Below are 10,837 nucleotides of genomic sequence, written 5' to 3'. Positions count from 1 at the left end.
AATCATGTTTTTCATTTCTAAATTAGAAACTTGTTTCTCTAATCGTTTGATTTTCTGGGCAGGTGTTTCTTTAGATTTAGACATAGGAGAGTGCTCCATGGGTTGCGTCCAGTCTAATCTACCATGCTTTCTTAACCATGTAAGGACCGTACTTCGACCTTGAATACCGTAGTGCTGTTGAGCTTGCTTATAGGTTAGCTCGCCTTTTTCTACTTGACTGACAACGGCTAATTTAAAGCCTAATGTGTAATCACGTTGTGTACGTTTAATGCTGATTGTGCTTGAAGGTTTCATAGATAAGTCTCCAAAGTGTCAACTTATCTCAGGACGGGACAAACCCTTGATGGTCTTATTCTCAATGGGTTGATGACTTTACCGAAAGGCAAGTCAACACAGCTGCCCACAGTGGTGATGCCCCATGGTGGCCCACATGTAAGGGATTACTGGGGTTACGATCCACAGGTGCAAATGTTGGCAAATGCTGGTTATGCGGTAGTTCAGGTTAACTTCAGAGGTTCAACGGGTTATGGCAAAAACTTTGAAGAGGCGGGCTACGGCAATTGGGGAACTAAAATCCAAGATGACATCTTACTCGCAACCAAATACGCGGTTCAGCAAGGCATCGCAGACAAAGATAACCTGTGTATCTTTGGGGTGAGTTTTGGTGGCTATAGTGCACTCCAGAGTGCGATCCGCGAACCTGATACGTTCAAGTGTACCATTGGTTACGCCGGTGTTTATGACTTAGAAATGCTCTACGACGAAGGCGATGTTAAAGATAATAGTTGGGGGGATGCCTACCTAGATAAGACCCTCGGCACTGACAAGGCAGAGCAGCGCGCGCAATCGCCAGTGCATCACATTGCTGAGTTAAAAGCACCAGTGCTCATTATTCATGGTGAAGATGATGAGCGAGCCCCCATTGAACACGCTGAGGCATTGAAAGAAGTGCTGGATCAACAAAACCACCCCTATGAGTGGCTGGTTAAAGATAAAGAAGCCCATGGCTTTTATAAAGAAGCCAATATTCTAGAAGCTAACCAGGCCATTTTGCGCTTCTTAGATAAACATATAGGTGGTTAATCAAGCTAGTTATTAAAAGGAAGTTTTATGCTAGCTTGTCCTCAGTGTGGCTGTGTTCAGCGCTTTTTAAGCGTCATATTTCCTAAAAAGCTAAATCGATTTATTTGTGACAGCTGTGGAGGTGAACTGTCGTTAACTTATAAGCCAAGCGCATTTTTTCAGTTTGGGATTACATTCATCTACGGTTATTTTTTCGCAAAACTGATGTCGTCCTCAGATGTCAAGCTATGGCTAATTGCAATAGGCAGTGTCTTTGTTTTGGACTGTATTGGAAGAGTGAGGTTTTCGACCCTTTCAGTTCACGATAAAAAAGAGCTGCGTACTTAGATAGCAATCACTTCTATTGCAACAGCGTAAATGTAAGGTCTAATAAATGCCGCTAATATCTTTAAGCGCACTCTGATAGTGGCATCGAACCAAGTTATTATCGGTTTCTTAGGTGAGCATATTGGCAGGCGGCCATAGCCAAAGTTTGGTGAAAAGGATTTGAAGCGTGTGTTAAGTTTAGGTACAGCTTGTGTCTGTTAGATTGTTAAACGTTGCTTAGACAATCACGTAAAGGACACATTATGACTGCACTCAATACTCGCGCTCGCTTCAATTCATTAGCTAAGACTGCCGCTTTGATTTTAGGTGTGGGTTTAATGTCAGCCGCTAACGCGTCACCTAATACTGCAGTCACCGCGGAGTTGACTAAGTACAAGACCGAAGGTCAAATTACCATGTGTGAGTACCGCACCGTTAGACAGGTGCATTATCAGGTACTTAATGGTAACGAAAGCTGCCCAACCGCAATGCTTGTTGCGCCGCAGTTAGAGCGCGGTAGTGATGAACAAGCTGCTGACGATGCGAGCACGGCGAGTCGACTAGACTATGAAAATGAGGCTGAGTAGTCATTTATCGATCATTTACTCTTGTTGTAAATACTCGTGCTTTAACAGGCTAAATAGCGACAGATCGTGGTACTGGTTTTTCCAATAGCTGTGCTGTCGCAAAACGCCTTCGCACTTAAATCCTAATTTTTTCAATACCTTTTCTGATCCGATATTGCCCTGCATGACAAAGGCTTCAATGCGATTAATCGGGTGTCGATACTTCGTAAACAGATAATCTATGACAGCCTGCAATGCTTCAGTTGCCAAGCCTTGCCCCCATGCTTGCGGCATTAGCTCGTAACCGATGACCGCGACATGACGTTGTGGTTCAAAATGATTGACACCACAACCCCCAAGAAATTGCTGGGTGAATTTATCCCTAATGGCCCAGCGTAACATCAGTTGCTGTTGATGCTTTACGGCATCTTGTTTGATGAGTTCGCGGGCCGCCTCTAGGGTTTCAAACGCAGCCAAATCGTAAAATTGGGTCACCTTGTCATCGGCAAACAGCGAGAAAACCGCTTGTGTATCCGCTAATACGCATTCATTTAAAATGAGGCGTGATGTCGCTAATTCAGGTGGTGTTTTCATGGTGCTTTGATGTTCATTGCGTAACTGTCGATAGTGTAGCCTTCATCTTGATACTGACGTATAAATTGCATTCCCAGTTTTTTTAGCACATGCGCTGAGGCGTGGTTATCGAGCAAGACTTCACCAAAGACTTGGTCAATGTCGAGGTGTGCTCTGGCATAATCAATACAGGCTTGATTGGCTTCGGTCGCATAACCTTTGCCCCAATAGTCAGGATGGAAGCGATAACCGATATCGATCGCATTAATGCGGGTTTCGAATTTAAAACCGCAAAAGCCAATCACTTTGCCGCTGGCTTTCTCTACCACAGCCCAACGAGCGAAACCGTATTGGGCATATTCTTTAAGCCAAACATTATTGATGATGCCCTCGGCATCTTCCAAGCTATTGCATAAACCGGCATCACCGGTGTGCGATTGACTTCTTCAGGTGCGTTGAAGTAAAGCACGGCTTGGGCGTCATCCATTGTAAACTGCCGGATAATTAGTCTTGGGGTTTCGGTAATGATTTTCATAGTGTGTTATTGCCTGTAGCTATTGTGGGTTTGTTGATATTAACTTTACCTAGAGTTAAAAAAGCAAAACAGATACAGTTATTAAAAATAAAAACCAATACAGATGATAATTAGTGTATGGCCAACTTTAAATATCAACAAATCGTTGCACAGATGATTAGCGATATTGAAGCCGGAACCTTGCAACATAAGTTGCCTTCGGTGCGCAGCTTGGCTGCGCGAAAACAATGTGGTGTATCGACCGTGGTGCAGGCTTATCATCAGCTGGAGCGCTTGGGCTGGATTGAGGCTAAACCTAAGCAAGGCTATTTTGTGCTGCCAAAGATGGCGGCAGAAACAGCGAGCACTGTGCCTAACTATGGCCGTCAAATTAACCGCGTGGTAGCAGGGTTAACTTTGGATGCTGCAGTGCAGTACTCGTTTAATGACCCCTCCATTTTACCGCTGTCCTGCACAGCACCCAGTACCGTGCTCGATTTGGAGGTAACGCTTAATCGCTTACATAAAGCCGCTATTAAGCAACGTCCTTACCAGTTATGGATGCAAGATCCCATTGAAGGCGTTGCACCATTGCGAGCAGGTATTTGCCAGCAGTTAAAGCTAAGTGGTCAGTTTTTCAATATCGATCAGGTGTTAATAACGAACGGTCGCCAAGAGGGGTTGTTAGTGGCGCTGCATGCGGCAAAGGTGTTGCAGTCAGCCATCGCGGTCGAGTCGCCCATGTCGTTTTATTTTCAGTCGATGCTTAAACAGCTTAATGCTGAGGTGATTGAGATACCCATGCAGCAGGACTATGACGATGAACTCGCGCTATTGTCTGCGGCCCATGCTAGCAAGCCCTTTAGTGGTTATCTTGTTAATCCCAACTTTGCCGATCCAACCGGACGGGTATTGTCAGAAACAGACAAGCAAAAACTGATTGATTGGGCGATACAGCACGATGTGACGCTAATTGAGTATGATCGCGGCGAGCTTTATTTTGGCCGTCATCGACCTATAACTTTAGCGAGTTTAGTGGCATCGGGTTCGAAGTGTAAGTTAATCAGTATTGCTGATTTCTATGACACGGTTTCACCGACTATTAGTCTAGGTTATCTGCTGTGCATTAATACTTTTGCCGCGTGTCAATTGACCAAGCAAGTGTTGGCGGAAGACCCGAGCATTGCTTTACAACACATGATGCAGCGCATGCTAGAGACCGGCGACTATGCAAAACACTTGGTTAAACTCAGGCAGCAGATACGCTTAAATTACACGCGTACCATGGTAATACTAAGGCCATATTTACCGCAGCTCTCTGCTGCTGGCGTGTATGTGAGCCAACCAGAGGGCGGGCCTTGTTTATGGTTTCGATTGCCAGGTGGCTATAGTAGTGAGCAATTTTGGCATGTGGTGATAGCGCAAAAATTGGCGATTGCACCGGGTAGTATGTTTTCGCTTGCTAACAACTACTCCGGTTTTTTCCGGATCACCTTTGCCCTGCCTTGGAACGATGAGATGGAGCAGGGCATAATCCTATTTGCGCGACTTCTCGCTGAGTTTGTTGGCGGCAATCACAGTGACATTAACATTGACAGTGCCGAGTAAGTCGCTGCTTATATTGGCTTGAGAAAACGTTCTGGGCGGAAAAGATAATAATTATCCAGATCATTTGAAAAGGCGATGGTATGCGCTCGACCCGTGATCTCATTTCGCGGCACGAAGCCTATGACTCTTGAATCTGCACTGGCATCGCGATTATCGCCTAATACTAAGAAGTGATCTGCGGGAACCGTTACTGGGCCGAAGTTAGCTCGCTTAGTAGCAGAGTATCGCTGGCGAACTTGGTAATGATGTTGGCCTAGTAGTTCTTGGCTGTCTTGATAGTGATTAGTTTGCTTTTGGATGGTGTAGTCCAATGGCTGATTATTGATGATGAGCTGATTATCACGCATTGCAACGGTATCGCCAGGTTCACCAATCACCCGTTTAACCAAACGTTTGTCTGCGGCAGCAGAGTCGAAAATAATGATGTCGCCGCGCTGAGGATCAGCAAAGCTAAGTAATGACATATGAGTAAAAGGGATGTGTAGGTCATAAGCCATTTTGTTCACGACTAAGCGATCACCCTCAAGTATGGTGGGTTTCATTGAGCCGCTGGGCACATGATTCCAATCAGCCACGGCACTTCTAAATATGCACATCAGCAGGATAAATAGAAGTAATGAGCGATTGTTTTTCAGCAGTAGTTTAATGTGCTTAAGCATATGCTTTCCTTAGCAGTTGATTGACTGTTTATCAGTAGACCCTGATATGAGTAACCGGTTCCAAAAGGCGATCTAGCAAAAAGTAACCAAATATGTTTTTGGTGATGGCTAAGTATTGCTATAGTTCGCCCTTAGCGCCCGCTAAGGCGTAATAGTCTTAGGTAAACTGGAGAGAAAATGAAGTACCAGTGGATACTGTTTGATGCCGATGAAACCCTGTTTCATTTCGATGCTTACCAAGGTTTAAAGTTGATGTTTTCGCGCTTTAAGGTGGATTTTACCCCAAGTGATTTCAGTCATTACCAGCAAGTTAACTTGCCTTTGTGGGTCGATTATCAAAATGGGGCGATCACGGCGCAGCAGTTGCAGCATACCCGCTTTAAAGAGTGGGCTGAAAAATTACAGGTAACCACACAAACGCTTAATAGCGCTTTTTTACAGGCGATGGCAGATATATGTGCTTTGCTACCAGGCGCCCAATCGCTGATTGATGCATTGCGGGATAAGGTCAGTATGGGGATTATTACCAATGGTTTTACTGAGCTACAAACCGTGCGCTTAGCCCGCACAGGTCTATTAGATGCTTTTTCTCCGGTAGTGATTAGTGAAGAGGTGGGGGTTGCTAAACCTGATGTGGCTATCTTTCAGCACGCACTCAATCTAATGGATAATCCTGACCCCCAGCATGTTCTTATGGTGGGTGACAATCCCCATTCAGATATCTTGGGAGGCTTGAATGCAGGGTTTGATACCTGTTGGCTTAATACCGCTGGGGCGGCGCGGCCGGAGGATATTACCCCCCACTATGAGGTGAAATCGCTTACCGAATTACAGCAGCGGTTATTTAGCCGCGATTAAAAAGTCATCAAATTGTAGTTGACATATTATGTCTCAATGTTAGTGTGACATAATATGTCTTATTACATGGATGACTTGTTCAATGTGGAACGAACTTCTTAGCTTAACTCATAGTGGTCTATTGGCAGTGCAGCTGCAATTTGGGCTATCTGATGCGCTAGCCATCATTGTATTTGTTAGCCTCATTCGACTAGTGCTATTGCCACTGTCTTTACGGGCGACTTATCAGCAGTATGTGCAACGGGCGAAGCTAGCTCAATTGTCGCCACAGTTAGAACAGATTAAGGCGTCATTACCGCTTGAACAGCAATTTGAGGTGATGCAAGCCCTTAGGCAGCGCCATGGCATTAAAATGATGTCAATCAGTCAACTGGTGAATGCCACAGGTCAAGCCGGTGTTGGTCTGGCATTATTTAGCAGTTTAAAGCAGCTTGGTATCAATTCGGCCTTTTATTGGATTGAGAATATCGCCAAGCCCGACTATCTATTGGCGTTAGTGGTGAGTTTTTTAACGTTTGTGACAATGATGGTCGCGCCTGGTGAGGTGTCTTGGTGGATGGCGCTGTTACCCGCTGGTGTGGCGGTTATTGCATTGATGAGTTTCCCTGCGACGATAGCCATGAGTTATGCGGTGAGCACACTTTGGACTCTACTGCAGTCGGCGCTGTGCCAATGGTATTTGGCTTGCCGTAAAGTCGAAAAATTCAGCTGATTGTCGATAATCTCTACGCTCAACGCAAAAATGACAGTTAAATGTCGTTTTCTTGTGCAGTTGTTAGCGCTAGGGGTTTACATTTATCAGTAGCTTCCTTATTATCAGCGGCCTTGGAGAGATGGCAGAGTGGTCGAATGCACCGGTCTTGAAAACCGGCATGGGTTTATAGCCCATCTAGGGTTCAAATCCCTATCTCTCCGCCATATTAAGATAAAAGGCTACTCGAAAGAGTAGCCTTTTTTCGTTTAAAGCATTGAACCCAAGGGTTCCTGTTGTTTAAAGTCAGCTATCTCTGCGCCATATTAACAAAAGCCCGTTATCGAAAGATTACGGGCTTTTTGCTTTTTAGTCGGCATGAACCCTCGGGTTCCTCATGTTAAAAGCCAGCTATCTCTGCGCCATATTAAGAAAAAAGGCTACTCGAAAGAGTAGCCTTTTTTCGTTTAAAGCATTGAACCCAAGGGTTCCTGTTGTTTAAAGTCAGCTATCTCTGCGCCATATTAAGAAAAACCCGTTATCGAAAGATGACGGGCTTTTTGCTTTTTAGCTGCAATGAACCCTCGGGTTCCTATTGTTTAAAGCCCGCTACTGCTTTGCCGTTAATTGTTCATTTTCATGGATAGTTCTAATTAGCTTAGCGGGCGTGCCACCATAGAGGGAATCTGCCGGTACATCATTGTTGACGACTGAGCCCGCTGCGATGACAGACCGCGCGCCAATGGTCACGCCTAGGTTGATGACAACATTACCGCCAATCCATACATCATCTTCAATCGTTATGGGGGCGCAAGTGGTTTCCCAGTTGCGACGCGCAAGGTAATTTAGCGCGTGACTTGCGCTGTATAGCTGGGTGTTGGGACCAATCAATACATTGTTACCAATGGTTATTTTAGCGCCATCAAGCATGGTCACATTCATATTGATAAAGGTTTTTTCACCAATAAAGATAGTTTTGCCAAATTCGCAATGAAATGGTGAGCGAATAATACTGGAAGTCGCTATATTCCCCATTAGTTGTTGCAATAGATCCGTGCGTTGCGCGTGATGGGTATTTTGGTTAATTGCTAACAGTAAGTTTGATGCGTTTTCACGAATTTCATTAATGCACTCTGCGCCGCCGTCAAAATCCTTGCCAGCCAGCATTTTTTCGAACTCAGTCATCGGGTGTCTCAGCTAAAGATGATGGCAACATGCTATCACTCACGCTACCAACCAGAGAGTAATTTATCATCTGGCTGTAGCAGTGAGTTACATGGGGCACATTTTTGACATAAAAGTGATAAATGCTTTCACGCCACTTGATATCAGTGTGAGTGAGTCAAAACATTAGGTCATCAATTTGAGCTTACTTAACCGCGCAGCTTGAATTGGCTTACCAGCGACTCAAGTTGCTCAGCTTGCGCGCTCATATCTTCAACTTTACTCGCTGTTTGATTGGAGATATCCAATACTTCGTTGGATGACTCTCTTATTGACGTGACATCTTGAGCAATTTCATTGGTGGTAACCGATTGTTGCTCTGTCGCGGTCGCAATTGAGGTGATCATGGCTGCCAATCCACTCGCACTACTGACGATGGTCTCTAACGAACGACCAGCCTGTTCTGCTAGTTCGACACTGGTTCTGGCTTGCTCTGTACCTTCGCCAATACTGCTGATAGCAAGTTTGGTATCTGCCTGAATCGCACCTATGGATTTTGCCACCTCTTGAGTGGCCTCGCTTGTGCGGCTTGCTAAGGTTCTCACTTCATCAGCTACGACCGCGAAACCTCGGCCTTGCTCGCCCGCACGAGCGGCTTCAATGGCTGCGTTAAGCGCTAATAAATTAGTCTGCTCGGCAATGCCATCAATCACCTGAATCACATCACCAATTTCGTTACTGCGCTTGCCCAGTTGATCAACGGTTTCAGCCGCGCGGCTGACCATGTCCGATAGCTGGTTAATGCCAGCTACGGTTTGCGTGACTATACTGCCACCTTCGCTGGCCAAATCGCCCGACTCAGTGGCATTAGTGGAAGCTTGGGCGCTCTGTTGAGCAACTTCAGCGACAGTTGCGCTCATTTGCTCTGCCGCCGTCGCGATGGCAGTGGTGCGATTAACTTGCTCATGGCAGCTTGCAGTTGAGTGTTCAGTGGCACTGCGAATTTCTGCTGAGGATGTGGCAACGGTTGATGCCACTTGGCTAATTTCCTGCAGCAGCTGGTTTAGTGAGGCTGTCATGGAATTCATCGCTTTGGCCAGTGCACCTATTTCATCCGCTGGTGTTTCGGAGATAGGTTTGGCGGTTAAGTCTCCCTGGCTAATACTGCGGGCGACATTTAGTACTTCAAGTAAGCGGCGATTAATGCCTTTTGCTAGCAAGTACGAGATGACGATTGCCAACACTACGCCAATTATCGTGACTGCGATTAAGCTGTAAATCATCGAGCTCAGCAAGGCCAAAATCTCTTCTAGTGCCATTTCAGCATCATGTTGTTCTTCTGCTGCTGAGTCATCCAGAATTTTTTCTAGTTCGGCAAACAGGGTGTGTTGCATGTTATTTTCCGAGGCCAGTGCCTCTTGGCGGCCCAGCGGATCAAAGCGGATAAAGATTTGCTCCGCTGCATCAATAATCTGTTGTTGCAAGGCTTTTATTTGTTGTAGGTTTGCAATTTCTTGTGGGCGCTGCTCCAACGGCTTAAGTTGGGATAAATACTGATTAAAGGATGCGGTATCTTTTTCAAAGGCGGCTTTTTTGGTCAGGTCGCCAGCAGTATAGCTAGTTATTGATGCCAGCATATCGCCAGATTCATCAATTAGCTCAAGATATAAGCGTACGCCAGGTAAGTCATCTCGCAGTGATTCTTCAAGTTCAGTTGAGTTAAGTGCTTCATCAAATTCTTGTTGTTTAAGGCTGTCGAGTAGGCTCTCAAGTTCAACGCCAACACCTTGCTCAAGGTCTTTTATGAGGGAAAATGCCCAGGCTTCAACATCGGGGTCGTAGCGGGAAAACACTTCATTTTTTGCTCGTTGCGCAATCGTGTCACCAATATTCTTAATCTTAGCCATTTTATCTCTGTCAGCCTGTGTAGCGGACTCGAGCAACGTTAATTTAGCGAGGGTTTGCGTGAATTCTTGATAGTTTGCTAAAAAGCTGTCGGCGGCTTGGGTTTCTCCGTTGAGGTATTCAAGCACGTTAGTGTGCATATCCCCCATCTCATCGAGCACCTGCAAGTAGAGGATGGCGCCGGGTACGTCATCTTTTTCTACTTCGAGGGAAATATCGTGGATTTGATCGCTTTTGGTCCACATCGTCATTGAAATAATGATCATCAGCAATATGACGATACCGAAGCCTGCGTATAAACGCTGAGCGAGGGTTAAGTTCATGGTTTTTCTCCAAACCTAAGTGCTTTTGGGGTGCAGCGGTGAAAAAATAGACTCTATTAAGTTAAGCACAAATGTCTGAAACTGCTTGCGAGGCTACATACTTTTGGTTGGTGAAAAACTCAAGTTTTTAGTAAAAAGGGAGAGGGCGCTTAGCTGCGACGACGCTTCCAAAATGCGGCGATTTTATCTTCTTCGTTATTGAGGTGAACATTAAAGGTTTTATCGGCGATGACTTTGCCCTTCAATTCTAAGGTCATACGCCACTTGCCCACTTTGTCATGTTCTGGTGCCCAGATAGTATCGCCAAGGTAGAACTTCCAGTCGTTGGATTGCACAAAGAGTTCGCCATCAAAGGGAGGGCGAATATTGCCTGATTTATCTGGAATATTGGGATGATAAATACAGTAGCGTAGGCGCTGATTTTTGGCTTTTTTGATCTGGGCAATAAAACCAAACTCGATATCGATTTCTGCTGGAACATGCACTGTGGCTTTGAGCAGCCTAGGCAGCGCATCGCTATTTTCATCCCATTGGGTAAATATACCTGATTGAATGATATTGATATCGGGTTTGAGTTTCGACATGGT

Annotated in this window: 12 protein-coding genes and 1 tRNA gene; 6 read left to right on the top strand and 7 right to left on the bottom strand. The window is 45.4% G+C overall.

Translation table 11 applies throughout. From position 1 onward, the window contains the following. Positions 1 to 294: IS3 family transposase (locus L865_RS0121360; RefSeq protein WP_037471732.1), on the bottom strand; the 294-nt coding region annotated here is incomplete at its 3' end. Positions 295 to 309: 15 nt separating this feature from the next. Here L865_RS0121360 and L865_RS24335 point away from each other — a divergent pair. Together L865_RS24335 and L865_RS0121345 are read left to right on the top strand one after the other, a co-directional pair. Beyond that, positions 310 to 1,083, top strand: coding sequence for an alpha/beta hydrolase family protein (locus L865_RS24335; protein ID WP_245608475.1), 774 nt, complete (start codon positions 310 to 312; stop codon positions 1,081 to 1,083). Positions 1,084 to 1,652: 569 nt separating this feature from the next. Continuing rightward, complete coding sequence (locus L865_RS0121345; protein WP_028775084.1) at positions 1,653 to 1,976, top strand: hypothetical protein; 324 nt, start codon at positions 1,653 to 1,655, stop codon at positions 1,974 to 1,976. A 15-nt stretch (positions 1,977 to 1,991) separates the two neighbouring features. On the opposite strand, the gene L865_RS0121340 is transcribed toward L865_RS0121345, so the two are convergent. Next, the gene (locus tag L865_RS0121340) at positions 1,992 to 2,549 is read right to left on the bottom strand and encodes a GNAT family N-acetyltransferase (RefSeq protein ID WP_028775083.1); all 558 of its coding nucleotides are present in this window, start codon (positions 2,547 to 2,549) and stop codon (positions 1,992 to 1,994) included. After that, positions 2,546 to 2,932, bottom strand: a complete 387-nt coding sequence (locus L865_RS24330; RefSeq protein WP_342666138.1) for a GNAT family N-acetyltransferase — start codon at positions 2,930 to 2,932, stop codon at positions 2,546 to 2,548. Before L865_RS24330 ends, L865_RS0121340 begins: the two co-directional genes overlap by 4 nt. A gap of 248 nt (positions 2,933 to 3,180) precedes the next feature. Here L865_RS24330 and L865_RS24325 point away from each other — a divergent pair, with 248 nt between their 5' ends. Further along, positions 3,181 to 4,650: an aminotransferase-like domain-containing protein gene (locus L865_RS24325; RefSeq protein WP_051484730.1), complete on the top strand. Its 1,470-nt coding sequence runs from the start codon at positions 3,181 to 3,183 to the stop codon at positions 4,648 to 4,650. A gap of 8 nt (positions 4,651 to 4,658) precedes the next feature. Here L865_RS24325 and lepB read toward each other — a convergent pair whose 3' ends face one another. Next, positions 4,659 to 5,309, bottom strand: coding sequence for a signal peptidase I (gene lepB / locus L865_RS0121325; protein ID WP_028775082.1), 651 nt, complete (start codon positions 5,307 to 5,309; stop codon positions 4,659 to 4,661). Positions 5,310 to 5,486: 177 nt separating this feature from the next. Here lepB and yjjG point away from each other — a divergent pair, with 177 nt between their 5' ends. From yjjG to L865_RS0121310, 3 genes are all read left to right on the top strand, one after another. Beyond that, the gene (gene yjjG / locus L865_RS0121320; RefSeq protein ID WP_028775081.1) at positions 5,487 to 6,167 is read left to right on the top strand and encodes a pyrimidine 5'-nucleotidase; all 681 of its coding nucleotides are present in this window, start codon (positions 5,487 to 5,489) and stop codon (positions 6,165 to 6,167) included. An 82-nt stretch (positions 6,168 to 6,249) separates the two neighbouring features. Then, the gene (locus tag L865_RS0121315; RefSeq protein ID WP_028775080.1) at positions 6,250 to 6,879 is read left to right on the top strand and encodes a YidC/Oxa1 family membrane protein insertase; all 630 of its coding nucleotides are present in this window, start codon (positions 6,250 to 6,252) and stop codon (positions 6,877 to 6,879) included. A 115-nt stretch (positions 6,880 to 6,994) separates the two neighbouring features. Next, positions 6,995 to 7,085: transfer RNA gene (locus L865_RS0121310), tRNA-Ser, on the top strand. A 382-nt stretch (positions 7,086 to 7,467) separates the two neighbouring features. On the opposite strand, the gene L865_RS0121305 is transcribed toward L865_RS0121310, so the two are convergent. The 3 genes from L865_RS0121305 to L865_RS0121295 all read right to left on the bottom strand — a co-directional run bounded on the left by L865_RS0121305 (position 7,468) and on the right by L865_RS0121295 (position 10,834). After that, positions 7,468 to 8,043, bottom strand: coding sequence for a sugar O-acetyltransferase (locus L865_RS0121305; RefSeq protein ID WP_028775079.1), 576 nt, complete (start codon positions 8,041 to 8,043; stop codon positions 7,468 to 7,470). Positions 8,044 to 8,231: 188 nt separating this feature from the next. Then, complete coding sequence (locus tag L865_RS0121300) at positions 8,232 to 10,250, bottom strand: methyl-accepting chemotaxis protein (protein WP_028775078.1); 2,019 nt, start codon at positions 10,248 to 10,250, stop codon at positions 8,232 to 8,234. Between the two features lie 149 nt (positions 10,251 to 10,399). Then, positions 10,400 to 10,834: a DUF3859 domain-containing protein gene (locus tag L865_RS0121295; protein WP_028775077.1), complete on the bottom strand. Its 435-nt coding sequence runs from the start codon at positions 10,832 to 10,834 to the stop codon at positions 10,400 to 10,402. Positions 10,835 to 10,837: the final 3 nt, after the last annotated feature.

It is taken from the genome of Shewanella waksmanii ATCC BAA-643, assembly GCF_000518805.1.
In the GTDB taxonomy this organism is placed as follows: Bacteria; Pseudomonadota; Gammaproteobacteria; order Enterobacterales; family Shewanellaceae; genus Shewanella; species Shewanella waksmanii.
Note: the sequence above shows the minus strand (reverse complement) of the source record. Positions and strands in the feature narration are given on the sequence as shown.

Bases quoted from the DNA above. Each gene is read 5' to 3' on its own strand.
- L865_RS0121345 (WP_028775084.1), top strand. From the start codon at position 1,653: ATGACTGCACTCAATACTCGCGCTCGCTTCAATTCATTAGCTAAGACT.
- L865_RS0121340 (WP_028775083.1), bottom strand. From the start codon at position 2,549: ATGAAAACACCACCTGAATTAGCGACATCACGCCTCATTTTAAATGAA.
- L865_RS24325 (WP_051484730.1), top strand. From the start codon at position 3,181: ATGGCCAACTTTAAATATCAACAAATCGTTGCACAGATGATTAGCGAT.
- lepB (WP_028775082.1), bottom strand. From the start codon at position 5,309: ATGCTTAAGCACATTAAACTACTGCTGAAAAACAATCGCTCATTACTT.
- yjjG (WP_028775081.1), top strand. From the start codon at position 5,487: ATGAAGTACCAGTGGATACTGTTTGATGCCGATGAAACCCTGTTTCAT.
- L865_RS0121315 (WP_028775080.1), top strand. From the start codon at position 6,250: ATGTGGAACGAACTTCTTAGCTTAACTCATAGTGGTCTATTGGCAGTG.
- L865_RS0121305 (WP_028775079.1), bottom strand. From the start codon at position 8,043: ATGACTGAGTTCGAAAAAATGCTGGCTGGCAAGGATTTTGACGGCGGC.
- L865_RS0121300 (WP_028775078.1), bottom strand. From the start codon at position 10,250: ATGAACTTAACCCTCGCTCAGCGTTTATACGCAGGCTTCGGTATCGTC.
- L865_RS0121295 (WP_028775077.1), bottom strand. From the start codon at position 10,834: ATGTCGAAACTCAAACCCGATATCAATATCATTCAATCAGGTATATTT.